The organism is Cupriavidus sp. GW822-FHT06G04 (genome assembly GCF_058799075.1).
Genome location: NZ_JBXALD010000001.1, coordinates 413513 through 436682 on the forward strand (window position 1 = coordinate 413513; position 23170 = coordinate 436682).

Genomic DNA, 23170 nt, shown 5'->3' on the forward strand with positions numbered 1-23170 from the left:
ATCTGTCGAAGAAAAAGTCGTGCCTGATGCGGTAACGGGTTACCACCCGCGCGCCGCATCAGCGCCGCACAATGGTCTGGCTGCGGGCCACGCCCGCAACCCGTAACCATACAGGAGACCGCAATGGCAAAGAAGATTCTCATGCTGGTTGGCGATTTCGCCGAGGACTACGAAACCATGGTGCCGTTCCAGGCGCTGCAGATGGTGGGCCACACGGTCCACGCGGTCTGCCCCGACAAAAAGGCTGGCGATCATTGCGCCACGGCGATCCACGATTTCGAAGGCGACCAGACCTATACCGAGAAACGCGGCCACAACTTCACGCTGAACGCCACGTTTGCCGACATCGACCCGGCCAGCTACGACGCGTTGGTCATCCCGGGCGGCCGCGCGCCGGAATACCTGCGCCTGAACGACCGCGTGATCGAGATCGTGCGTCACTTCGCGAAGGCCAACAAGCCGATCGCCGCGGTGTGTCACGGCGCCCAGCTGCTGGCCGCCGCCGACGTGCTCGAAGGCCGCACCTGTTCGGCCTATCCCGCCTGTGCGCCCGAAGTGCGGCTGGCCGGCGGCAAGTACGCCGACATTCCGGTGGACCAGGCCTACACGGACGGCAATCTGGTATCCGCGCCGGCGTGGCCCGCGCATCCCGCTTGGCTGGCGCAATTTCTTGCCGTGCTGGGAACGCGGATCGTAGAGTAGAGGCTTCCGATCGCGGCCGGCCGGCCGCGACGCACGGGAGTTTCCATGTGTGAAATCTTTATCCGGGCCAATCCCGAGTCCTACCAGACGCAGTCGCGCTCGCTGCGGCTGCACGGCGTGGCGACCAGCATCCGGCTGGAAACGCTGTTCTGGGAAGTGCTTGAGGAACTGGCCCAGCGCGACGGCATGAGCGTCAACCAGTTGCTGACGCGCCTGCATGACGAACTGGCCGAACATCGCGGTGAAGCGTCGCTGTCGGCCAACTTCGCGTCGTTCCTTCGTGTGTGCTGCATGCGCTATTTGCTGCTGCAGAACGAGGGGCGTATCCCGTCAGATACAGGGGTGCCGATCCGGTCACTCGACGCGCGCGCGGTGCTCGACAGCCTACCGCCGTCGTGGGTCGACGGCGCGAGCCCGCGGCGCAAGATCCCATCCGAACGATCTGCCCGGCAAACTCGCAACGCCTGATCCGGACGTCGCAGTGGATCGCATCGGCGCCGCAGGTCCGGCGCGCTTGGCCGGGGTTCACGTATTCAGGTCGCGTGTTTTGGCCCGCCCGGTTCAGCCGATCAGCCGCTGTTCGGCCGACTCGAGCGCTTCCGGCGTGCCCCGCATGACGACGATATCGCCCGGTTCCAGCACCGTTTCCGGCTGCGGATCGAAGGCCGGAATGCCCCGGCGGCGCACAGCCGTCACCTCGACGCCAATCCGCTCCAGCGCCAGCGCGCCAAGCCGCCGCCCCACCGCGGTGTGCTCGGCCCCCAGCGATACCGCGTGCAGGCGCACCGATTCGCGCTCGATCATGTCTTCCTCGTCGTCGCGCCCGTGGAAGTAGCCGCGCAACAGGCTGTAGCGCGCATCGCGCGCCTGCTGGACGCCGCGCACCACGCGCCGCATCGGCACGCCAAGCAGTACCAGCGCGTGCGACGCCAGCATCAGGCTGCCTTCGATAATTTCGGGCACAACTTCGGTAGCGCCGGCCTTCTGCAACGCGTCGAGCTCGGAATCGTCCACCGTGCGCACGATCACGGGCATTGCCGGCTCCAGTTCCTGTACGTGATGAAGCACTTTTATGGCCGACGGCGTGTTGGCATAGGTGATCACGACCAGCGCGGCGCGATGGATGCCTGCGGCGATCAGCGATTCTCGGCGGCCGGCGTCGCCATACACGACCGTGTCGCCCGCGGCGGCGGCGTCGCGCACGCGATCCGGGTCGAGATCGAGCGCGACATAGGTGATGCCTTCGCGCTCGAGCATATGCGCCAGGTTCTGCCCGCAGCGGCCGTAGCCGCAGATAATCGCGTGCTTTTCGGTCTGCAGGCTCTGGGCCGCGATGCGCGTCATGTTCAGTGACTGCATCAGCCATTCGTTGGCGGCAAAGCGCAGCACGATGGCATCGCTGTATTGGATCAGGAACGGCGCGGCCAGCATCGACAACAGCATCGACGCCAGGATCACCTGGATCAGCACTGGATCGACCAGCCCCATGCCATCGATCTGGTTCAGCAGCACGAAGCCGAATTCGCCCGCCTGCGCCAATCCGAGGCCGGTGCGGATCGCCACGCCCTGGCGCGAGCCGAACAGTCGCGCCAGCCCCGCGATCATCAGCAGCTTGAACAGGATCGGCAGCACCAGCAGGCCCAGCACGAGCCAGATGTGATCGACCACCACGCGGATATTGAGCAACATGCCGATGGTGACGAAGAACAGCCCCAGCAGCACGTCGCGGAACGGCTTGATGTCCTCTTCCACCTGATGGCGGTAAGGCGTTTCCGAAATCAGCATGCCGGCCATGAACGCGCCCAGCGCCATCGACAGCCCCAGCCGCTCGGTCAGCGCGGCCATGCCCAGCGTCACCAGCAGCAGGTTCAGCATGAACAGCTCTTGCGAGCGGCGCGCGGCCACGACATGGAACCAGCGGCTCATCAGGCGCTGGCCGAGGAAGAAAATGACGCCGAGCGCCACCACGATCTTGATCGTGGCGAGCCCCAGCGCATAGGCGAGGTCGCCCGGATCGCGCGAAAGTGCCGGGATGATGATCAGCAGCGGCACCACCGCCAGATCCTGGAACAGCAGCACGCTGATGATATTGCGGCCGTGTTCGCTTTCCAGTTCAACGCGCTCGGACAGCATTTTCACGACGATCGCCGTGGACGACATCGCCAGCGCGCCGCCCAGCGCCACTGAAGCCTGCCAGGACAGAGGAAACAGCCAGTTGAACATCCAGCTGGCCGGGATCACCGCCAGCATCGACAGCGCGACCTGCGACGCGCCTAGCCCGAACACCAGGCGCTTCATGGCGCGCAGCTTGGTCAGGCTGAATTCGAGCCCGATCGAGAACATCAGGAAAACCACGCCGAATTCCGCCAGATATTTGGTCTGCCCGGAGTCGCTGGCCAGGCCCAGCGCGTGAGGGCCGATCAGAATGCCCACCGCCAGATATCCGAGCATCGGCGGCAGTTGCAGCATGCGGAAGGCCACCACGCCGAAAACGGCGGCGGCCAGCAGCACAAGGGTCAGTTCCAGCGGAGAATGCATTCGGCGGGTTCGGCAGCTTTGAAAGAACCAGCCGGGCACGCGCGCCGAGCCGGCATCTGCGCCCCGCCGGCAAAAGACGGCAAGCACGGCGGTCGTCGCGGTCCGCGCGTCGGATTGCCGCGGTCAGACGCCATCGCATTCGTTGGTATACTCCAGCGCCATGATAGCCAATTTCGATGCGGATCGAGCACTCCGGCTCGCCCGCCACACTCTTCAGATCGAGGCCGACGCGGTTTCCGCGCTGGCCGGACGCCTGACGCCTGCATTTACCAAAGCCGTCGAGTTGATCCTTGCCTGCACCGGCCGCGTGGTCGTTTCGGGTATCGGCAAATCGGGCCACATCGGCCGCAAGGTGGCGGCCACGCTCGCCTCCACCGGTACGCCATCGTTCTTCGTGCACCCGGCTGAGGCCAGCCATGGCGACCTCGGCATGATCACGCGTGACGACGTGCTGATCGCGTTCTCGAATTCCGGCGAAACCGCCGAGCTGCTGTCGATCATCCCGATCGTCAAGCGTATCGGCGCGGGGCTGATCTCGATTACCGGCAATCCGGCTTCGAATCTGGCCAAGCTGTCCGACGCTCACCTGGACGGCGCCGTGGCCCAGGAGGCATGTCCGCTGAATCTGGCGCCGACGGCCAGCACCACGGCCGCCCTGGCGCTGGGCGACGCGCTCGCGGTGGCGGTGCTCGACGCACGCGGCTTTGGCGAGGAAGACTTCGCGCGTTCCCACCCGGGCGGCGCGCTGGGCCGTAAGCTGCTGACCCATGTCCGCGACGTCATGCGTAGCGGCAACGCCGTGCCGGAAGTGCGAGAAAGCACGCCGCTGGCGCAGGCGCTGATGGAAATCACGCGCAAGGGCATGGCCATGACCGCCGTGGTGGATCCTGACGGCCGCGCCGTGGGCGTCTTCACCGACGGCGACCTGCGCCGCCTGCTGGAAACTTCGTGCGACTGGAAGACCGTGCCGATCGGCGAGGTCATGCATCGCAATCCGCGCACAGTGCATCAGGACCAGCTCGCCGTGGAAGCCGTACAGATCATGGAAACGAACCGCATCAACCAGCTGCTGGTCGTCGATGGCGACGGCCGCCTGGTGGGAGCGCTTCATATTCATGACCTGACGCGCGCAAAGGTCATCTAGGCAATGCAGGACTTCCTGTCCCGACTCACCGGCATGATCCTGCGGCTGTTGCCGCTGTTGCTGATGGCCATCGTCGCGGGCGCCACGTTCTGGTTGGTACAGCTGAATTCGCCACGCGAGGATGTCGAGCAGTCGCGCATCAAGCGCCACGAGCCCGACTACTGGATGGAAAACTTCTCCGCGACCGAACTGGCCGTGGACGGTTCCACCAAGATACGCTTCACGGGCGTGAAGATGATCCATTACGAGGACGACCAGACCTACGACGTCACCACACCGGCCATGCGTGCGTACCAGCCCGATCGCCCGCCGGTCACGGCCAATGCAAAGCGCGGCGTCATGAACGCCGAAGGGTCCATCATCGACCTGTACGGCGATGCGTTCATCGTGCGCCAGGCCGGCGTGGATCCGGCCAAGGACCCGCGCATGACCGCCGCGTCGCAATATTTTCAATTGCTGGTCAACGACGACATCGTCAAGACCGACAAGGCCGTGCAGTTGACGCGCGGGCCCTCGGTGATGACGGCCAACGGCCTGATCTTCAACAACGTCACCCGCGAAGTACAATTGCTGGGTAACGTGCACGGCACCATCATCATGAATTCGCCGGGACGGCCGCCGGCCCAATGATCCGCAGGCGCCGCGCTTCGTCGCCGCAGGGTCGCCGCCGTCCTTATCTCACCACTCGCCCTAACATGACCGCTCCCTTGACGACATCGTCCTGTCGCCGCATCGCGCCCGCCCTGGTGGCGGCAATCGCCGCCCTTGGCCTGACGCTGGCCATGCCGGCGTTAGCCGAACGCGCCGACCAGGGCAAGCCGCTGGTGCTCGAAGCCGACAACGCCAGCTACGATGACGTCAAGCAGATCTACACGCTCACCGGCAACGTAGTGCTGACCAAGGGCACCATGGTCCTGAAGTCGGACGCCGCGGAGTTGCGCACCGACCCCGAGGGGTATCAGTACGCGATCGCCACCGCCAAGCCCGGCCGTCAGGCCTATATCCGGCAAAAGCGCGACGGCGTGGACGAATACATCGACGGCTGGGGCGATCGCATCGAATACGACGGCAAGTCGGAAATCAACAAGCTGATAGGCCATGCGCGCGCGGCCCGCGTGTCGGGCGTGGGCGCGAAGATCATCGACGAAATCCGCGGCGCCGTGATCACGTACGACAGCCGCAACGAGTTCTATACCGCCACGGGCGGCGACAGCAACACCGCGGCCGGCAATTCGTCGGGCCGCGTACGCGCCGTGCTTTCGCCCCGCTCCGACGCCAGCGCACCCGCCGCGGCCGGCGCGCCGCTGAACCTGAAGCCCTCCGACACGCCAGCCAAGCCCTGAACGCCCCAGACAGCCCCAGATGAACGATACCGCCACGCTCGCCGCCTCTGCCCCGTCTTCCGCATCCGCCGTCCGCGCCGACAGCAGCACGCTGATCGTGCGCCACCTGAAAAAGCGCTACGGCTCGCGCACGGTGGTCAAGGACGTGTCGCTCGACGTCAAGAGCGGCGAGGTGGTGGGACTGCTGGGGCCGAACGGCGCCGGCAAGACCACATCGTTCTACATGATCGTCGGCCTGGTGGCGCTGGATGAAGGCGATATCGTGCTCGACGACGAGCACATCAGCGGCCTGGCGATTCACGAGCGTGCGCGCATGGGGCTGTCCTATCTGCCGCAGGAAGCGTCGGTGTTCCGCAAGCTGAACGTGGAAGAAAACATCCGCGCCGTGCTGGAACTGCAGCGCGAAAACGGCAAGCCCCTCTCGAAAGCCGAGATCGACCGCCGGCTGGATTCGCTGCTCGATGATCTCCAGATTGCGCATCTGCGCAATAATCCGGCGCTGTCGCTGTCCGGGGGCGAACGCCGCCGCGTGGAAATCGCGCGTGCGCTGGCCTCCGCGCCGCGCTTCATCCTGCTCGACGAGCCGTTTGCCGGCGTGGACCCGATCGCCGTGGGCGAAATCCAGCGCATCGTCAGTTTCCTCAAGGCACGCAATATCGGCGTGCTGATCACAGACCACAATGTGCGCGAAACGCTCGGTATCTGCGACCACGCGTACATCATCAGCGAAGGTACGGTGCTGGCCGCCGGGCAGCCCGAGGAAATCATCGCCAACGAGTCCGTGCGGCGCGTCTACCTGGGCGAAAACTTCCGCATGTAATGCCGGTTGTCCGACAGCGCGGAAAATCTTCCCGCGCTTTCGTCAACTAGCCGTTGGCGATCACGAAGTCGAAGCGATAGACGACAGCAATTTCCGTTCCAACATCGGAAAGATGCGCATAGAATAGGTCGCATGAAACCTTCGCTTCAGCTTCGCCTTTCACAGCATCTTGCCCTGACACCGCAACTGCAGCAGTCGATCCGGCTGCTGCAGCTTTCCACGCTGGAACTCCAGCAAGAGGTCGAGCAGGCCCTCACGGAAAACCCCCTGCTGGAACGCGAAAACGACTGGATCGAAAGCCCCTTGCGGGTGTCGGCCGATGGCTCCGTGAACCTGCAGAGCGCACCCGCGCCGGCTCCCTCGGAGCCCAAGGCCAATGGCGACGATCGGCAGGACAGCCAGGCAAGTGGTGAGGACGACAGTTACGGCGATTCCGGCGGCGAAGACTACGGCAGCGACTGGAGCCTCGACGATTTCGCGCGACGTCCGCAGGGTGACGATGACGAAAAAACGCCGATGCAATTGCGCGAGGCCGATCCCACGCTGCGCGAATTCCTGATGGAGCAGCTAACGCCGCTGAAAATCTCGGTACGCGACAAGGGCCTGGCTATCTTCCTGATCGAATCGCTCGACGACGACGGCTACCTGAGCGCGTCGCTCGAGGAAATCTGCGGGGAACTCCCCGAGGAACTCGAATTCGAAGTCGATGAAGTGCACGCCATGCTGACGTTGCTGCAGAGCTTTGATCCGCCCGGCGTGGGCGCGCGCAACGCGGCTGAGTGTCTGAGTCTGCAGTTGCGGCGTTTGAAGCATCCGCAGCGCGAGTTGGCGTTGTCTATCGTCAATCATCACCTGGAACTGCTGGCCGTGCGCGACTACACGCGGCTCAAGAAAGCGCTCCAGGTTGACGAAATTGCATTAAAGGCCGCGCATGAGTTGATTCGGTCGCTTGCGCCGTATCCGGGGCATGCTTATAGCCGCCCGGAAGCGGATTTTGTGGTGCCGGACGTATTTGTGCGCAAAAGTGGAAACGGGTGGATTGCGCACCTGAATCCCGATGTCATGCCGCGTCTGCGCATCAACGACATGTACGCGCAAATCTTGCGCGGTGCAAAAGGCGAAGCGGGTGCGGCGGGACTGCAGCAGAAGCTCCAGGAGGCGCGGTGGCTCATCAAGAACATCCAGCAGCGTTTCGATACGATCCTGCGTGTGGCGCAGGCAATCGTAGAGCGTCAAAAGAACTTTTTCTCGCACGGGGAAATCGCAATGCGCCCCTTGGTTTTGCGGGAAATTGCCGATACACTCGGTTTACATGAGTCGACCATTTCCCGGGTGACTACGAACAAATACATGGCCACACCAATGGGTACTTTCGAGTTGAAGTACTTCTTTGGCAGCCACGTCTCCACCGAGACGGGCGGTGCGGCCTCCTCCACGGCGATCCGCGCGCTGATCAAGCAACTGATAGGAGCCGAAGACCCCAGGAATCCCCTTTCCGACAGCCGCATCGCCGAATTGCTGGGCGAGCAGGGTTTCGTGGTTGCACGCCGCACTGTGGCCAAATACCGCGAAGCGCTGAAGATCCCCGCAGTCAATCTCCGCAAGTCTTTGTAGCCGAGCCGCAACCGCCTGCCTGGTGCGGCTCTTTCAGAAGGAGAAGCGCTATGAACTTCAAGATCAGTGGACACCACCTCGACATCACGCCGCCGTTGCGTGAGTACGTGGAAACGAAACTGGAGCGAATTGTCAGGCATTTCGATCAGGTCATTGGCGTGAGTGTGCTGCTATCTGTCGATAACCATAAGGAAAAGGACCGGCGTCAGTACGCGGAAATCAACCTGCATCTCAAGGGCAAGGACATCTTTGTCGAAGCGCATCACGAAGACCTGTACGCGGCCATCGACTGTCTGGTCGACAAGCTCGATCGGCAAGTGATCCGCTACAAGGACCGCGTGCAAGGCCACGACCGTGAGGCGGTCAAGTACCAAATGGCAGCCGCGCAACTACAGCAACAATAAAGCGGCGGCAACGCACTAAAAGTTGCCCCTTAGAGGATCGATAGGAAGAGAGCAAAGCCGCGCATCTGCGCGGCTTTTTTGATTCCCGGGTTTCGGCGAGGCAGAAATTCGGTCCGTTACCGCGAAACCACGGCCAGCAGCATTTGATGCATCCGGGGTGTTCGCATCTCGCGCGGCTCGGTGTATGCTGCGCCATACAAATACAACGGCAGAACGGTCCCGATGGCTGTCCGGCGAAAAGCGCAAGGCGAATGACCCTGCGATGTGCCGGCACCCAACGGGTGGGCAAACCGGCTGGCAATATCGCGGCACCACACGCGACGCCGGCACTGCATCGCACAAGTGCGCTGCAGCCCTGCTCTATAATGGCCGGACGCTCCAATGCGGGCGTCTATTCCATAGCACTCGATATCCTGTTTGCCCAATTCGGCGGGACGGTTCATGCGCGCCGGTTCGCCACCCTGACTTCTCGTGCATCGCCCATGAATCGTTTGGCCAAATTGTTGCCACCCGGCAATATCAACCTTGACGTCACCGTCACCAGCAAGAAGCGCGTCTTCGAGCAAGCCGGGCTCCTGTTCGAGAACAACCATGGCGTGGCCCGGGCCACCGTCACGGATAATCTCTTCGCTCGCGAATCGCTCGGTTCCACCGGCCTCGGCGCGGGCGTGGCCATTCCGCACGGCCGCATCAAGGGTCTGAAGCAACCGCTGGCAGGATTCATGCGGCTGGCCGAGCCCATTCCATTCGAATCGCCCGACGGCAAGCCGGTATCGCTGCTGATTTTCCTGTTGGTGCCGGAACAGGCCACCCAGCAGCACCTCGAAATCCTCTCGGAAATTGCCCAGTTGTTATCGGACCGCGAAATGCGCGAGGGCCTGGCGACATTGCCGACGCCGGAGGCCGTTCACCAGTTGCTTACCGAATGGCACCCCTGATCCCGCGGCTCGCCGTTCCGGCTCCCTGAGCACACCGTCCCCTTCCAGAAAGTCATCCCGCATGGAACTCACCGGCGTCACCTCGCAGTCGATCTTTGACGACAACGCAGCCGACATCAAACTCTCGTGGGTCGCCGGACTGGAAGGAGCCGATCGCGCCTTTGACGTCGAATTTGCCCGCGAAGCCACCTCTGCGGCCGATCTGGTCGGCCACTTGAACCTGATCCACCCGAACCGGATCCAGGTGCTTGGCAAACCCGAAATCCTTTATTACCAGCGGCTTGACGACGAGCCGCGCAAGCGCCAGATGGGCGAACTGATCCTGCTGGAGCCGCCGTTCCTGGTGGTGGCCGATGGCATGGAGCCACCGCCGGACCTGGAATTGCGCTGCACGCGCTCGTCCACGCCGTTGTTCACGACGCCGGTGTCGTCGGCGGCCGTGATCGACCATCTGCGCCTGTATCTGTCGCGCATTTCCGCACCGCGCGTGACGATGCACGGCGTATTCCTGGACATTCTGGGAATGGGCGTGCTGATCATGGGCGAATCCGGGCTCGGCAAGAGCGAACTCGGGCTGGAACTGATCTCGCGCGGGCACGGCCTCGTGGCCGACGACGCGGTGGATTTCGTGCGACTGGGCCCCGATTTCATCGAAGGCCGCTGCCCGCCGCTGCTGCAGAACCTGCTCGAGGTGCGCGGCCTGGGCCTGCTCGATATCAAGACGATCTTTGGTGAAACGGCGGTGCGCCGGAAAATGAAGCTGAAGCTGGTCGTGCAGCTGGTGCGCCGCAACGACGGCGAATTCGAGCGGCTGCCGCTCGATTCCCAGTACCTTGACGTGCTTGGCCTGCCGATCCACATGGTGAAGATCCAGGTGGCGGCCGGTCGAAATCTCGCCGTGCTGGTCGAAGCTGCAGTCCGCAACACGATCCTGCGCCTGCGCGGCATCGACACATTGCGCGATTTCATGGACCGCCAGCGCGCCGCCATGCAGGCCGACGTGGTGTCGCGCGGCCAGGGCAGACTGCTCTGAGGCCGCGCCGATCCGCTCGTCGGCATCTTTCATACGCCCGCTCCACGCGGGCGTTTTCATTTGCTTACAAGGCCTGGCGGGCCGCGCGTCAACGGCCTGGGGATGCGCGCCGTTGTGTGCTGTAATGGGCGCGAGTCCAGTCCGATACCGCCAGCCAGCCCTCACGACCATGGCGCGCGGCCACGATGTGTTTCCACAGCCAGGAGAGAAGCATGAAAAAACTGATCGCGATGTGTGTGCTGGTGACCCCGCTGTTCGCCACGGGCGCGTTTGCCCAGAGCGCTTCCGCTCCGGCCGCCGAAAAATCCGCAAAGACGGCGCAGCAGGAAAAGATGTCGGCCTGCAGCAAGGAGAACAAGGGCAAGAAGGGCGACGACTACAAGAAAAGCATGAGCAATTGTCTGTCGGGTAGCGCCCCGGCCGCCGCCGAGCCTAAGACCCAGCAGGAAAAGATGTCCGCCTGCAGCAAGCAGAACAAGGGCAAGAAAGGCGACGATTACAAGAAGAGCATGAGCGACTGCCTGTCCGCGAAGCCAGCTGCATGATTTCTGGCAAAACTGGCAGTTTTCTCTAGTAACCATGGCGAATCCTGTGCGATTCGCCATGATTGCTTCCAACAGACTGTCATGACGCAGCCACGTCGCGGTGCTATCCTTGCGTCGCTATGCGGATCATTCTTATCACCGGAATTTCCGGCTCCGGCAAGTCGGTCGCCCTGAACGTCCTGGAAGATGCGGGCTACTACTGCGTCGATAACCTGCCGGCACAGTTCATCCCCGATCTGACGACCTATCTGGCCGACCAGGGCTACACGCATCTGGGCGTCGCCACCGATATTCGCAGCCGCGAATCGCTGGCCCGCCTGCCTGACACCGTGCGCGAGCTTTCCGCAAATCACCAGGTGCAGGTGCTGTTCCTGACCGCCAACACCGATGCGCTGGTGCAGCGCTATTCCGAAACGCGCCGCCGCCATCCGCTTTCCACGCGCGTCGAATCGGCCAGCCAGCCGGGCACGCCCAACGATACGTCGCTGATCGAAGCCATCGAGATGGAGCGCACGCTGCTGAGCCCGCTGGCGGAATCGGCGCACCGCATCGACACCAGTAATGTCCGCACAAATGTGCTGCGCAGCTGGATCAAGGAACTGCTGCAGAACGACAGCCAGCCGCTGACGCTGCTATTCGAGTCGTTCGGCTTCAAGCACGGCGTGCCGAGCGACGCCGACCTCGTTTTCGATGTTCGATCGCTGCCCAACCCGTACTACGACCTTGCGCTGCGCCCGCTCACGGGCCGCGACGCGCCGGTGATCGATTTCCTGCAGAGCCAGCCGATGGTGCTTGCCATGGCCGACGATATCCGCGCCTACGTGGAGAAGTGGCTGCCGAGTTTCATCGCCGACAACCGCAGCTACCTGACCGTGGCCATCGGCTGCACGGGCGGTCAGCATCGCTCCGTATTCATCGCCGAAAGACTCGCCAACTATTTCCGGGCGCATGGTAATGTGCTGGTCAGACACCGCGAGATGGCCCACAGCGGCTGATTCGCGTACCTGAGAAGGATGGCGCGCCTGCGCCGTCCCGCCACCGGAGTGGCATAGCATGTCGAAACCTGGCGCCGACACCGCACCGATTCCATCCAATCTGGATGCGCTGCCGCTGTTCCCCCTCAACACTGTCCTGTTCCCGGACGGCCGCCTGCCGCTGCGCGTCTTCGAGAAGCGCTATGTGGACATGGTGCGCAATTGCATGCGCGATGGCGCTCCGTTCGGCGTCTGCCTGATCGCCAGCGGCGAGGAAGTGGCGCGGCCGGGCCACCCGACGCAGCCAGAGCCAGTTGGTTGCCTGGCGGAAATCGTCGATTGCAACATGGAGCAGCTTGGCGTTCTGCTGATCGAAACACGCGGCCGCCAGCGGTTTCGCGTGCTGTCGCATGTCACGCGCGACGACGGCCTGCTGGTGGCCGAAGCGGAACTTCTTGCCGACGATGTCATCGACTGCAAGCTCGAACTGCTAGGCGAATGCCTGGCGGCGCTGCGGCGCATCGTTACATCGATGCATAGCGAATTCCCGGACAAGTCGCGGCTGCCATTCGCCGAACCGTACCTGTGGGACGATCCGAGCTGGGTCGCCAACCGCTTGTGCGAACTATTGCCCGTCCCGCTCAAGGCCAAGCAGATGCTGATGGAATTGCCGGACGCGGGCATGCGCATCGAAATCGTCCACCGCTTCATGCGCCAGCACCATATCGTCTGAGCGGCGAAGCCCGCCACGCAGGGTGCGGACGACGCTCAGAACAAACCGATCCTGGCCTGATCCTCGAGCAGACGTCGCACCGGCGCGGGCGTGCCAAGCGCATCGAGATCGTCGAGCGACAGCCAGCGAATGTCGCTCCCAATATGCGGCGCGGCCGAATCGAGATCCACGCGAATCGCGCGAATCAGCAGGCGGAAATGCGTGAAGACGTGCGTCAGCTCGCCAGCCAGATAGGCCCGCGCCGCGTTGCCGAAGCGCTGCGCCATGGCCAGCGCGGCGTCCTCGGCCAGCTCGGGATCGAACGGCACGGCGTTCACGGCGATTTCCGGGAGGCTCCACAGCCCACCCCAGATGCCGCTGTCGGGACGCAACTGCACCAGCACGTTCCTGTCGTGGCGCACGATCACCATCACCGTGCTGCGTTCGGGGATGGCGGCGCGCGGCTTCGGCGTGGGCAACACGGCGGTGAGGCCGTCGCGGCGCGCCACGCAATCGGACGACAGCGGGCACGCGTCGGGATCTGCAAGGCACTGCGGTTTGCCGCGCGAGCAAATCGTCGCGCCCAGATCCATCAAACCCTGCGTGTAGGCCACCATGTCTTCGGCCTGGGTTGGCCCCGCAGGCGGCAGCGCCTGTTCGGCCAGCGCCCACATGCGCGTCTCGATCGCCCTTTCGCCGGGATAGCCGTGGATCCCAAACACGCGCGCAAATACGCGTTTGACGTTGCCATCGAGGATCGGCGTGCGCACGCCTGCGCTGAAGGCCGCGATCGCGGCAGCCGTGGACCGCCCAATCCCGGGCAATGTCACGAGCACCGCCGGATCGGTAGGAAAAACGCCGCCATGGTCGTCCATCACAGCCTTGGCGCAGCGATGCAGATTGCGCGCGCGCGAGTAGTAGCCAAGGCCCGCCCATAGCGCCATGACCTGATCAGCCGGGGCTTGCGCCAGCGCGGCGACGGTCGGCAGCGCCGCGATAAACCGCTGGAAATACTCGATCACCGCCGCGACCTGCGTCTGCTGGAGCATGATCTCCGACAGCCAGATGCGATACGGATCGCGCGTGTTTTGCCACGGCAGATCATGCCGGCCATGCTGGCGCTGCCAGGCAACCACGCGCATGCCGAAATCGGCCGGCACGGCGGACTCTTCGTTGACCACGGGAACAGCGGCAGACTTGCGGGGCATTGCGGGGATCGGGGAAAAGAAAAGGCGCCGCTCGCACGGCGGCGCCACATGATACCAACTACCGTTGCGCGATCCGCGCGCGGGCAAGCCACAAGCGCTTCGGCTACAGGCATATGGGCAATGGGCGGCAATATCCGCCCGTCGCACTCACGCCGCGCGCGCCGCGGATTCCACCGGCTGCTCGATCAGCTTGCGCGTGAACGATTCGATCTTCGTGCTGCGCTCGTCCAGTCCGTTGAGCACTTCCTCCAACTCGGCGATACGGCTTTCCAGCGTGTCGGTTGCCTCGTGGATGCGTTCGATCGAATCCACACGACGACGCAGTTGCTTCTGGTGTTCGCGCACCTGCGCTTCCAGCGGCGTCATCACCGATTTCAACCAGATTTCGATATCGCGATTGAGATCGCGAAAATTGTCGAGCACCCGGCTGGCCATCGTGGCGAACGCGTTTTGTACCAGTTGCGGGCGCGAGCGCGTGAGCATGTTCACGGTGCCGAAATGCGCGTTCACCAGCGCCAGCGTTTCCTGCAATTCGCTGGCGTAGCGCGCGGTCACGAAATGCATCGGCGAAGGCAGCGTGAAACCGTGCTCGGCATTGAAGCGCCGATACATGCTGTCCACCAGTTGATGCAGGCCGGCGATCTTCTGGTCGGCATCGCGGATAAGAGCGGTGAGTTGCGCGAACAGCGCCTCCATGTCCTCACGCAGGCCGCGCGAGAAAAAGCGCTCCTTCATCTGCTCGCGCTTGTCCCGCATGGTGCGGCGCACGTCGCGTAACTGCAGGCTCTTGATGATGTCGGCGCTATGCCGGCCAAACACCAGGCGCAGGGCCTGGAATTTGGCGATGCTCTGCTCGAATTCTTCCTTCTCGCTTTGCACGCGCATCAGCATGTGCTTGACCATCGCGTGGTTCTTGCCACGCAGGCCGCGCAATTCGAACAGTTGCTCGACGATATCGCGGCGGCGGCTTTGCAGCAGTTGCTGCGCGCCGCGCGACATGTCCTGCACCAGACGCTGCACCTGATCGGCGACGATCTCGCGACGCTGCGGAATCAACTGATCGGACAGCACGTGCTCGAACTGCATCAGGTTGCTGCGCACCAGCATCGCCGGATCGTGCGTGACCTTGGCTACCAGCCCCTTTTGCGCGGACACCGGATACACGCGCCGTTCCTCGATGCCCAGGGTCTGCGCCGTGCTGCGCACCTGCCGCTCGATTTCGGCGGCGATCTCGGGCGACGACTTCAGGGGATCCCACAGGCCGTCGATCTTGTTGAGCACCGCCAGGCAACCGCGCCGATGCCCGGCGCCGACATGACTGCGCCACAGCGCCAGATCGCTCTTGGTCACTCCGGCATCGGCGGCCAGCACGAACACCACCACATGGGCATCGGGAATCAGCCGCAGCGTCAGTTCAGGCTCGGTACCGATCGCATTGAGGCCCGGCGTATCGAGAATGACGAGCCCCTGGCGCAGCAGCGGGTGCGGAAAATTGATGACGGCATGACGCCAGCGCGAAATTTCGACCATGCCGTCGGCATCGACCGAATACGCGGCATCGGGATCGTTCTCGTTGTAAAGGCCCAGCGACTCGGCCATCGCGGGCGTCACGCGCGTCGTTTCCACCACATGCTGGAACGCCGCCAGCATGCCCTCGGGTGAGGATGGGTCCAGCGGCACGGTGGTCCAGTGCGAATTGGGCGAGCCCGGCTCCATGAAATCGGCCGTCGAGGCGTCCTGCAGGCGTGTTTCGATCGGCAGCAGGCGGATGCACGGCGGCTCGTTCTCGTCGTAGCGCAGCTCGGTCGGACACATCGTCGTACGGCCTGCGGAAGACGGCAGAATACGGCGACCATAATCGGCGAAGAAGATGGCGTTGATCAGCTCGCTCTTGCCGCGCGAAAACTCGGCAATGAAGGCCACCTTGAGACGGTCGCTCTTGAGCACGCTCTGGATGCGTTGCGCGCGGTCGTCCGCGGTGGCGTCATGCAGATCGCACTGTTGCAGCCAGGACTGGAATTCGGCAAGCGACTGAAGGACCCCGGTTCTCCAGGCGCCATATTGTTCGAATTGGTGGGCGAGGCTCGTCATGAGGGATTCGCTGTTCGGATTATGGTTTTGGGCGCGTATCGCGCGGCCGGCTGCGGGCGCATCCGTTGACCCATCGGACCCGAAGCCGGTCGCCGTGCCGGAAATCCTTGTCGAATTGATCGATCCGGCACTTTTTGTAACTTTTTATGACTGCGCACACGATACAGGTTTCCGGGCGGATTTTGTGGAATTCACGCCCCTTGTCGCGTTGATGTATCGAGAGTGTTGCGCCGAGCCATCGGCGGCACGAAGCTGCCATATTTCTTCACGCAATCGCCATCGCGGAGTACGCCCCGGCCTCGCGACGAAGCGCCGCCGCTCCTGCTCCCGATCGTGGTGTGCGGGGCCATATGCGGCTTGGTAAAACCGCGCTGGTCAGCGCTGGCAGTGCGGGCAATAGAAGGTCGAGCGCTGCCCTTGCACGATCTGGCGGATTGGCGTGCCGCACACGCGGCACGGCTCGCCGGCGCGGTCGTAGACGAAACAGTCGAGCTGGAAATAGCCGCTGCTGCCGTCGCTGCCGACAAAATCGCGCAATGTGCTGCCGCCCCGTGCGATGGCCTCGGCCAGCGTCTCGCGCACGGCAGATGCCAGCCGCTCGTAACGCGGCAGGCTGATGCGGCCGGCCGGCGTGGTCGGTCGAATTCCCGCGCGGAACAGGCTTTCCGAGCAATAGATATTGCCCACGCCGACCACAATGTCGCCGGCCAGCAGCGCCTGCTTGATGGCCACCGTACGGCCGCGCGTGAGCCGGTGGAACCACGCGCCGTCAAAGCGCGGATCGAAGGGCTCGACGCCCAGCCGGCGCAGCAGCGGATGTTCGGAAAGGGCCGACTCCGCGAGCGGGGTCCAGATGATGGCGCCAAAGCGGCGCGGATCGCGGAAACGCAGCGTGGCAGCCCCGGCGGCGGTGTCGCCGCGGCCCGCGCGTTCATCGGCAGCCAGCAACAGGTCCAGATGATCGTGTGCGCCGGCTGCCGGCGGGTCCGGATAGACGCGCAGCGTGCCTGTCATGCCCAGATGCACCAATAGCCAGCCGGTGGCGCCGGCTGCGGAGTCACCCCCATCGGGCGCAGCGGACGCGTCGGCCGGCCGTTCCGGTTCGGCTGCCAGCGCGGGCGCGGGCAGGCATTCCAGCAGCAGATATTTTCCGCGCCGTTCGATCCGCCCAATCAGGCGGCCGATCAGGCGCGCTTCGAGTTCGGGCTCCACGGGCCATCGCAAGCCGCGATGACGCACCGTCACCTGGGCAATGCGGCGACCCACCACATGCGGCAGCAACCCGCGCCGCGTGACTTCGACTTCCGGCAATTCTGGCATCGCGCCCGTGTCTCCCGGCGTGCATCCGACCTCGCGTGCGGATGCTCCGACTGAACCTGACAGAACCTATCGCCCGCTGGCACGCTCCAAGATGGCAGGGAATTTCCTGCCGGGCGGTCCGCATTGTGCGGGTTCCCATACGTAAGCGCCTTGCGGGGCAAGCAGCGCATTGTAGCGGCAGGCTACAATGCCTCCATCCAGTTCTACGCCCTCGTGCGCCGGAGCATCGATTTCATGCTGGACCACTATTTGTCCCCTCAGGCCACGCGCCCGGAATCTTCGCCGATGAAAGTTTTTTTTGCCCTCGGCCCGACGGCTTCGCCCGCGGCCCGTTTCCGGCGCCATGCGCGCGCCTTGGGTGTGGCTGCGTGCCTGGCCATGGCTTCGCTGTCGCTGGCCCACGCGGCACCGGCGAAGGTGGCCCAGAACGATGACGAAGTCATCGACGTTCCGGCGCCCTCGCAGTCCGCCAAGTCGGCGCGTACGCCGCTGCCCAACGTCGCGCTGACGCCCGATATCCTCTATCGCGTGCTGGCCGCGGAAATCTCGTTGCAGCGCGGGCTGGTCGGCCCGTCGTACCGCACCTACATGGATCTGGCGCGCGAGACGCGCGATCCGCGCATGGCCCAGCGCGCCACGGAGATCGCATTCAATGCGCGCGTCTCGCAGCAGGCGCTCGACGCCGCGCGACTGTGGGCGGAACTGGCGCCGAAATCGCCAGCCGCCAGACAGGTCCTGTCGACGCTGCTGGTGCTCAACGCCCGATGGGAAGAGGCCGAACCGCTGCTGATCCAGCAACTGGCCGCCGCCCCGGCGGGCCATCGCGGCGACGCAATCCTTCTCATGCAGCAACAGTTGTCGCGCACCAGCGATCCCACCGGCGCGGTGGGCGTGCTCCAGCGCATCACGGCCAACGACACCAAGCTGGCCGATACGCACCTGGCCCTGGCGCGTGCGCGCGAGGCCGCGGGCGACAACGCGGGGGCGCTGACGGAGCTCGAACAGGCGCTGCGCATCAAGCCCGATCTCGAACCCGCCGCGCTGATGTCGGCCGAATTGCAGGCCGAGTCCGCACCGGATAAATCGATCGAGGTCATGAAGCGGTTCCTGGCCAAGTCGCCGTCGTCGGTCAACGGCCATATCACGCTGGCGCGGCTGTATCTGCAGAAGAACGACATGCAGGCCGCGCGCGCGGAATTCGAATCGCTGCGCAAGGTGGCGCCCACCGATCCGCGCGTGCCGCTGGCATTGGGCTTGACCAGCCTGCAGGCGCGCAACTACGACGATGCCGAGCGCTATCTGAAGGAATACCTGCAGATGGCCGAGAAGTCGCCGGCCGCCAATCCGGACGTTGCATTTCAGTATCTGGCGCAGATCGCCGAGGAAAGAAAGGATTACCCGACCGCGATCGACTGGCTCGACCGGATCGACGACAGCCGACTGGCGCTCGCGGCGCAGGCCAAACGCGGCCAATTACTGGCTCGCATGGGCAAGCTCGACGACGCGCAGGCCGTGTTCGGCGAACTGCTTGCCGACGCCGAGGACATCTCCGATCCCGACCAGCGCAGCCAGCGCATGACCGCGATACGCCAGGCGGAAGTCGGCGCGCTGCTCGAAGGCAAGGCCTACGACCGCGCGCGCAAGCTGCTCGACGAACGCGTCAACGCGGAGCCCGACAACGCCGACTGGATCTACGAACTCGCAATGCTCGACGAACGCGAAAAGCGCTACGACAGCATGGAACGCGGGCTGCGCAAGGTCATCGCGCTGCAACCCGAGCAAAAGCAGGGCTACAACGCGCTTGGCTATTCGCTGGCCGACCGCAATGAACGCCTGCCCGAGGCCCGCAAGCTGCTCGAGCGCGCCTCCGAACTCGGCCCGGACGACCCCTACATCATGGACAGCCTGGCCTGGGTCAAGTACCGCCAGGGCGAACTGCAGCCCGCCGCGGACTTGCTCAAGAGCGCTTTCGCCAAGGCGCCCGAGGCCGAAATCGGCGCGCATCTGGGCGAAGTGCTATGGCAAATGGGCAACCAGGAAGAAGCGCGCAAGACCTGGACCGAAGCCGCCAAGGTCGAGCCCGACAACCAGACGCTGATGGACACGCTGCGTCGGTACAACCAGAACCTGCTGCTGTCGAAGTAATCGCGCCTTGCGTATCATGCGCACGCCCGGGCTACATGCCCGGGCGCTTCGTTCCATCGCTATGGCGCCGCAATACTCCCCTTTATCCACCGCTCCATGACCATGCTCCGATCACGACGCCTGGCCCTGCTTTGCGTGGCTGCGCCGCTCTGGCTTGCCGGCTGCGCCAGCATCACCCCGACCCGCGGCTTCGAGGCCACTGAATCGGCGCGCAACGAGCAGTACACCGGGCGCTTCGCCGCCAACTACACGCGCTATGGCCGCAGCGAAGGCGTGCAAGGCAACTTCCGCTGGGAAGAGCAAGGCCGCAATGTGCGGCTCGATCTCGTGTCGCCGCTGGGGCAGACGCTGGCCATCGTCACCAGCACGCCGTCCGGCGCGACGCTCGATCTGCCCAACGAAAAACCCCGCAACGCCCCCGAGGTGGACAGCCTGATGGAGCAGTCGCTCGGCTTTTCCCTGCCCGTTTCGGGGATGCGCGACTGGCTGCACGGCCGCGCCGCGTCCGGCACGCCGGCGCAGGTCACGCGCGATGCCAGCGGGCGCCCCGACACACTGCGCCAGAACGGCTGGACCGTGCGCTACGTGGCCTGGCAGGACGCGCCCGAAGGCAGCGCAGCGCCATCCACACTGCCGCGGCGTATCGACATGGCGCGCGACGGCAACGACGCCCCGCTGTCGGTGCGGCTCGTGATCGATCCGGAGAACAAGCCATGACCGCCGTCATCGATCTGCCGCCCGCGGAACTGCGCGACTGCCCCGCGCCCGCCAAGCTGAATCTGTTCCTGCATGTCACGGGCCGCCGCCCCGACGGCTATCACACGCTGCAAACCGTGTTCCAACTGATCGACTGGTCGGACACCCTGCACTTTCGCCGGCGCGACGACGGCATGATCGCGCGCACCACCGACATTCCCGGCGTGCCGGCCGATACCGACCTCGTAGTGCGGGCGGCGCGGGCGCTTCAGCGGGCCAGCGGCACGCCATTCGGCGTGGATATCGAGATCGAGAAAATTCTCCCGATGGGCGGCGGCATCGGCGGCGGGTCGTCCGATGCCGCCACTACGCTGCTGGCGCTGAACCGTCTGTGGGGCGTGAACCTGCCGCGCGAGCAACTGATGCGGCTGGGCCTGACGCTGGGCGCCGACGTGCCGGTGTTCGTTTTCGGACAGAATGCGTTTGCCGAGGGCGTGGGCGAAGAACTGACGGCGGTTGACCTGCCGCAAAGCTGGTTCGTCGTGATCCACCCGCGCCAGCATGTACCGACTGCAGCAATTTTTTCGGACCACCGCTTGACAAGGAATTCGCCGGTCTTTATAGTTGCGGACTTCGCTGCTTGCACAAACAAATTCGCTTTCGGTCGCAACGACTTGCAAGCGATAGCAACAGCGAAATTCGGCGAAGTTGCCCGAGCCCTTGAATGGCTGACAGAATATAGTCCGCATGCAAGGATGACCGGTTCCGGAGCCTGCGTATTTGCCCGTTTCGAACACGAGCAGGATGCGCAGAGAGTGATGGAAAGGTTGCCGCCCGAATGGGATGGCAGGTGTGTGAGAAGTCTGTCGCATCACCCGCTCGCAGCGTTCGCTTAAGGTTTTCGTTTGGCGCAGTCCTGAAGTAAAGTTCGGTGCGGCGACAGACGATAAAGGTTGTGTAGGGGAGTCGCCAAGCTGGTCAAGGCACCGGATTTTGATTCCGGCATGCGAGGGTTCGAATCCTTCCTCCCCTGCCATTACTTCCTATAGTGTCCTAGCGACATGCAAAAATTCGTCATCGGCAATTGCCGATGGCGCAAAGCTCCCCCAGCAGCAAGACAGGTGCCCCGAATGAGCGTCGAAGGCTTGATGGTATTTACCGGCAATGCCAACCCCAAACTCGCGGAGGCTGTCGTACAGCACCTCGGCATTCCGCTGGGCAAAGCTCTGGTCGGCCGTTTCTCCGACGGTGAAGTCCAGGTAGAAATCCAGGAAAACGTTCGCGGCAAGCACGTCATCGTGCTGCAGTCCACCTGCGCGCCGACCAACGACAACCTCATGGAACTGATGGTGATGGTCGATGCGCTCAAGCGCGCGTCGGCACGTAGCATCACCGCCGCCATGCCCTATTTCGGCTATGCCCGCCAGGATCGTCGCCCGCGTTCGGCGCGCGTCGCCATCTCGGCAAAGATCGTAGCCAACATGCTGGAAGTGGCCGGTGTGGAACGCGTCCTGACGATGGACCTGCACGCGGACCAGATCCAGGGCTTCTTCGATATCCCGGTCGACAACATCTACGCTTCGCCAGTGCTGCTGGGCGATCTGCGCGAGAAGAACTACGGCGACCTGCTGGTGGTTTCGCCGGACGTCGGCGGCGTGGTGCGCGCGCGCGCGCTTGCCAAGCAACTCGACTGCGACCTGGCCATCATCGACAAGCGTCGTCCCAAGGCCAATGTTTCCGAGGTGATGAACATCATCGGTGAAGTGGCCGGCCGCAACTGCGTCATCATGGACGACATGATCGACACCGGCGGCACGCTGTGCAAGGCTGCCCAGGTGCTCAAGGAACGCGGTGCGCTGAAGGTGTTCGCATACTGCACGCACCCCGTGCTGTCGGGCGGCGCGGCGGCACGTATCGCCGCCTCGGCGCTGGACGAAGTGGTGGTCTGCGACACGATTCCGCTGTCCGACGAAGCCCGCCAGTCCGGCAAGATCCGCCAAGTATCCACCGCACCGCTGCTGGCCGAGACCTTCACACGGATCGTGAAGGGCGACTCGATCATGTCGCTGTTTGCCGACGCCTGACAAGGCACGACCGGGCCCTCGGGTCCGGTTCAGGCAAATTTCTGCTAGAATTTTGGGCTTTACCGCATTGGCCGCCTTCGGGTGGCCAATGTGATTCAAGCGGTACGGCCTATGTGCCGTATTGCTTCCGTCAAGGCTGTCTGGTCGCGGACAGCCTTATTCACATCTGGAGTTGAACATGAAAGTTATCGCTTTCGAGCGTAGCGTACAGGGAACGGGTGCGAGCCGCCGCCTGCGCAATTCGGGCAAGACGCCTGGCATCATCTACGGCGGCGCCGCCGAGCCGAAGATGATCGAACTGGATCACAACGCCCTGTGGCACGCCCTGAAGAAGGAAGCGTTCCACTCGTCGATCCTGGATCTGGAAGTGGGTGGCACGAGCGAAAAGGCTCTGCTGCGCGCATTCCAACTGCACCCGTTCAAGCCGCTGGTCCTGCACGTTGATTTCCAGCGCGTGTCGGCTTCGGACAAGATCCACGTGAAGGTGCCGCTGCACTTCATGAACCAGGAAAGCGCTCCTGGCGTGAAGCTGGGCCACGGTATCGTCAACCACATCCTGAACGACCTGGAAGTGTCGTGCCTGCCGGCCGACCTGCCCGAGTTCATCGAAGTGGATCTGGGCAACGCCGAACTGAACCAGACGATCCACCTGTCGGACCTGAAGCTGCCGAAGGGCGTCACCGCCATCACCCATGGCGACGACAACCCCGCCATCGCCAACATCTCGTTGCCGGCCGGCGCCCAGTCGTCGGAAGCCGCCGAAGGTGGCGAAGCTGGCGAAACGCCGGCTGCTTAAGCTTCACCGCAGCAGATGCCGTAGCGGCCTCGCCGCTTGTGCATCGATAGAAACCGCCGGTTC

Annotated in this window: 22 protein-coding genes and 1 tRNA gene; 19 read left to right on the forward strand and 4 right to left on the reverse strand. The window is 63.9% G+C overall.

Translation table 11 applies throughout. From position 1 onward, the window contains the following. Positions 1-123: 123 nt before the first annotated feature. The gene (locus AC1RKI_RS01870; protein WP_061957208.1) at positions 124-702 is read left to right on the forward strand and encodes a DJ-1/PfpI family protein; all 579 of its coding nucleotides are present in this window, start codon (positions 124-126) and stop codon (positions 700-702) included. A 45-nt stretch (positions 703-747) separates the two neighbouring features. Then, positions 748-1170, forward strand: coding sequence for a ribbon-helix-helix domain-containing protein (locus AC1RKI_RS01875; RefSeq protein WP_061957209.1), 423 nt, complete (start codon positions 748-750; stop codon positions 1168-1170). 93 nt (positions 1171-1263) lie between these two features. Here the strand turns inward: AC1RKI_RS01875 and AC1RKI_RS01880 are convergent, their stop codons facing one another. Continuing rightward, on the reverse strand, positions 1264-3240 hold the full coding sequence (locus tag AC1RKI_RS01880; protein WP_061957210.1) for a monovalent cation:proton antiporter family protein: 1977 nt from the start codon (positions 3238-3240) through the stop codon (positions 1264-1266). 160 nt (positions 3241-3400) lie between these two features. Here AC1RKI_RS01880 and AC1RKI_RS01885 point away from each other — a divergent pair, with 160 nt between their 5' ends. The 11 genes from AC1RKI_RS01885 to AC1RKI_RS01935 all read left to right on the forward strand — a co-directional run bounded on the left by AC1RKI_RS01885 (position 3401) and on the right by AC1RKI_RS01935 (position 12788). Continuing rightward, positions 3401-4384 carry a KpsF/GutQ family sugar-phosphate isomerase gene (locus AC1RKI_RS01885; protein WP_061957211.1) on the forward strand — a complete coding sequence of 328 codons (984 nt, stop codon included), beginning with the start codon at positions 3401-3403 and terminating at the stop codon, positions 4382-4384. Positions 4385-4387: 3 nt separating this feature from the next. After that, a complete protein-coding gene (gene lptC / locus AC1RKI_RS01890) occupies positions 4388-5014 on the forward strand; it encodes an LPS export ABC transporter periplasmic protein LptC (RefSeq protein ID WP_061957212.1) in 627 nt (208 codons plus the stop codon). A gap of 65 nt (positions 5015-5079) precedes the next feature. After that, positions 5080-5727, forward strand: a complete 648-nt coding sequence (gene lptA / locus AC1RKI_RS01895) for a lipopolysaccharide transport periplasmic protein LptA (protein WP_061957213.1) — start codon at positions 5080-5082, stop codon at positions 5725-5727. Between the two features lie 19 nt (positions 5728-5746). Continuing rightward, on the forward strand, positions 5747-6547 hold the full coding sequence (gene lptB / locus AC1RKI_RS01900; RefSeq protein WP_150980146.1) for an LPS export ABC transporter ATP-binding protein: 801 nt from the start codon (positions 5747-5749) through the stop codon (positions 6545-6547). 132 nt (positions 6548-6679) lie between these two features. Continuing rightward, positions 6680-8161, forward strand: coding sequence for an RNA polymerase factor sigma-54 (locus AC1RKI_RS01905; protein ID WP_061957215.1), 1482 nt, complete (start codon positions 6680-6682; stop codon positions 8159-8161). A 50-nt stretch (positions 8162-8211) separates the two neighbouring features. Next, positions 8212-8565, forward strand: a complete 354-nt coding sequence (hpf, locus tag AC1RKI_RS01910; RefSeq protein ID WP_019449655.1) for a ribosome hibernation-promoting factor, HPF/YfiA family — start codon at positions 8212-8214, stop codon at positions 8563-8565. 482 nt (positions 8566-9047) lie between these two features. Beyond that, positions 9048-9503 carry a PTS IIA-like nitrogen regulatory protein PtsN gene (gene ptsN / locus AC1RKI_RS01915; protein WP_061957260.1) on the forward strand — a complete coding sequence of 152 codons (456 nt, stop codon included), beginning with the start codon at positions 9048-9050 and terminating at the stop codon, positions 9501-9503. 61 nt (positions 9504-9564) lie between these two features. Then, positions 9565-10536: an HPr(Ser) kinase/phosphatase gene (gene hprK, locus AC1RKI_RS01920; RefSeq protein WP_008650955.1), complete on the forward strand. Its 972-nt coding sequence runs from the start codon at positions 9565-9567 to the stop codon at positions 10534-10536. Between the two features lie 212 nt (positions 10537-10748). Continuing rightward, positions 10749-11081 carry a PsiF family protein gene (locus AC1RKI_RS01925; RefSeq protein WP_061957216.1) on the forward strand — a complete coding sequence of 111 codons (333 nt, stop codon included), beginning with the start codon at positions 10749-10751 and terminating at the stop codon, positions 11079-11081. A gap of 119 nt (positions 11082-11200) precedes the next feature. Continuing rightward, on the forward strand, positions 11201-12076 hold the full coding sequence (gene rapZ / locus AC1RKI_RS01930) for an RNase adapter RapZ (RefSeq protein WP_061957217.1): 876 nt from the start codon (positions 11201-11203) through the stop codon (positions 12074-12076). Between the two features lie 58 nt (positions 12077-12134). Continuing rightward, a complete protein-coding gene (locus AC1RKI_RS01935) occupies positions 12135-12788 on the forward strand; it encodes an LON peptidase substrate-binding domain-containing protein (protein WP_150980147.1) in 654 nt (217 codons plus the stop codon). A 35-nt stretch (positions 12789-12823) separates the two neighbouring features. Here AC1RKI_RS01935 and mutY read toward each other — a convergent pair whose 3' ends face one another. From mutY to mutM, 3 genes are all read right to left on the reverse strand, one after another. Next, a complete protein-coding gene (gene mutY, locus AC1RKI_RS01940; protein WP_492794044.1) occupies positions 12824-13975 on the reverse strand; it encodes an A/G-specific adenine glycosylase in 1152 nt (383 codons plus the stop codon). Positions 13976-14122: 147 nt separating this feature from the next. Next, entirely contained in the window at positions 14123-16066 is a 1944-nt protein-coding gene (locus tag AC1RKI_RS01945) for a dynamin family protein (RefSeq protein ID WP_061957220.1), read from the reverse strand. A 375-nt stretch (positions 16067-16441) separates the two neighbouring features. Further along, positions 16442-17386, reverse strand: a complete 945-nt coding sequence (gene mutM, locus AC1RKI_RS01950; protein ID WP_492794041.1) for a bifunctional DNA-formamidopyrimidine glycosylase/DNA-(apurinic or apyrimidinic site) lyase — start codon at positions 17384-17386, stop codon at positions 16442-16444. Between the two features lie 285 nt (positions 17387-17671). On the opposite strand from mutM, the gene AC1RKI_RS01955 reads away from it, so the two are divergent. The 6 genes from AC1RKI_RS01955 (at position 17672) to AC1RKI_RS01980 (ending at position 23107) form a co-directional block, all read left to right on the forward strand. Further along, entirely contained in the window at positions 17672-19531 is a 1860-nt protein-coding gene (locus tag AC1RKI_RS01955; protein ID WP_227458299.1) for a tetratricopeptide repeat protein, read from the forward strand. A 102-nt stretch (positions 19532-19633) separates the two neighbouring features. Then, entirely contained in the window at positions 19634-20248 is a 615-nt protein-coding gene (gene lolB / locus AC1RKI_RS01960; protein WP_150980165.1) for a lipoprotein insertase outer membrane protein LolB, read from the forward strand. Next, positions 20245-21123: a 4-(cytidine 5'-diphospho)-2-C-methyl-D-erythritol kinase gene (gene ispE, locus AC1RKI_RS01965; protein ID WP_244786613.1), complete on the forward strand. Its 879-nt coding sequence runs from the start codon at positions 20245-20247 to the stop codon at positions 21121-21123. The genes lolB and ispE overlap by 4 nt, the downstream gene beginning before the upstream one ends. 63 nt (positions 21124-21186) lie before the next feature. Then, positions 21187-21263: transfer RNA gene (locus AC1RKI_RS01970), tRNA-Gln, on the forward strand. Positions 21264-21357: 94 nt separating this feature from the next. Further along, entirely contained in the window at positions 21358-22311 is a 954-nt protein-coding gene (locus tag AC1RKI_RS01975; RefSeq protein ID WP_061957223.1) for a ribose-phosphate pyrophosphokinase, read from the forward strand. A 178-nt stretch (positions 22312-22489) separates the two neighbouring features. Beyond that, positions 22490-23107 (forward strand): 50S ribosomal protein L25/general stress protein Ctc, encoded by a 618-nt coding sequence (locus AC1RKI_RS01980; protein ID WP_061957224.1) that lies wholly within the window; start codon positions 22490-22492, stop codon positions 23105-23107. Positions 23108-23170 lie beyond the last annotated feature (63 nt).

Bases quoted from the DNA above. Each gene is read 5' to 3' on its own strand.
- AC1RKI_RS01980 (WP_061957224.1), top strand. From the start codon at position 22,490: ATGAAAGTTATCGCTTTCGAGCGTAGCGTACAGGGAACGGGTGCGAGC.
- rapZ (WP_061957217.1), top strand. From the start codon at position 11,201: ATGCGGATCATTCTTATCACCGGAATTTCCGGCTCCGGCAAGTCGGTC.
- AC1RKI_RS01875 (WP_061957209.1), top strand. From the start codon at position 748: ATGTGTGAAATCTTTATCCGGGCCAATCCCGAGTCCTACCAGACGCAG.
- ptsN (WP_061957260.1), top strand. From the start codon at position 9,048: ATGAATCGTTTGGCCAAATTGTTGCCACCCGGCAATATCAACCTTGAC.
- lptB (WP_150980146.1), top strand. From the start codon at position 5,747: ATGAACGATACCGCCACGCTCGCCGCCTCTGCCCCGTCTTCCGCATCC.
- AC1RKI_RS01945 (WP_061957220.1), bottom strand. From the start codon at position 16,066: ATGACGAGCCTCGCCCACCAATTCGAACAATATGGCGCCTGGAGAACC.
- AC1RKI_RS01975 (WP_061957223.1), top strand. From the start codon at position 21,358: ATGAGCGTCGAAGGCTTGATGGTATTTACCGGCAATGCCAACCCCAAA.
- lptA (WP_061957213.1), top strand. From the start codon at position 5,080: ATGACCGCTCCCTTGACGACATCGTCCTGTCGCCGCATCGCGCCCGCC.
- lptC (WP_061957212.1), top strand. From the start codon at position 4,388: ATGCAGGACTTCCTGTCCCGACTCACCGGCATGATCCTGCGGCTGTTG.
- hpf (WP_019449655.1), top strand. From the start codon at position 8,212: ATGAACTTCAAGATCAGTGGACACCACCTCGACATCACGCCGCCGTTG.
- AC1RKI_RS01880 (WP_061957210.1), bottom strand. From the start codon at position 3,240: ATGCATTCTCCGCTGGAACTGACCCTTGTGCTGCTGGCCGCCGCCGTT.
- AC1RKI_RS01935 (WP_150980147.1), top strand. From the start codon at position 12,135: ATGTCGAAACCTGGCGCCGACACCGCACCGATTCCATCCAATCTGGAT.
- lolB (WP_150980165.1), top strand. From the start codon at position 19,634: ATGCTCCGATCACGACGCCTGGCCCTGCTTTGCGTGGCTGCGCCGCTC.
- AC1RKI_RS01870 (WP_061957208.1), top strand. From the start codon at position 124: ATGGCAAAGAAGATTCTCATGCTGGTTGGCGATTTCGCCGAGGACTAC.
- hprK (WP_008650955.1), top strand. From the start codon at position 9,565: ATGGAACTCACCGGCGTCACCTCGCAGTCGATCTTTGACGACAACGCA.
- AC1RKI_RS01905 (WP_061957215.1), top strand. From the start codon at position 6,680: ATGAAACCTTCGCTTCAGCTTCGCCTTTCACAGCATCTTGCCCTGACA.
- mutM (WP_492794041.1), bottom strand. From the start codon at position 17,386: ATGCCAGAATTGCCGGAAGTCGAAGTCACGCGGCGCGGGTTGCTGCCG.
- AC1RKI_RS01925 (WP_061957216.1), top strand. From the start codon at position 10,749: ATGAAAAAACTGATCGCGATGTGTGTGCTGGTGACCCCGCTGTTCGCC.
- mutY (WP_492794044.1), bottom strand. From the start codon at position 13,975: ATGCCCCGCAAGTCTGCCGCTGTTCCCGTGGTCAACGAAGAGTCCGCC.
- ispE (WP_244786613.1), top strand. From the start codon at position 20,245: ATGACCGCCGTCATCGATCTGCCGCCCGCGGAACTGCGCGACTGCCCC.
- AC1RKI_RS01955 (WP_227458299.1), top strand. From the start codon at position 17,672: ATGAAAGTTTTTTTTGCCCTCGGCCCGACGGCTTCGCCCGCGGCCCGT.
- AC1RKI_RS01885 (WP_061957211.1), top strand. From the start codon at position 3,401: ATGATAGCCAATTTCGATGCGGATCGAGCACTCCGGCTCGCCCGCCAC.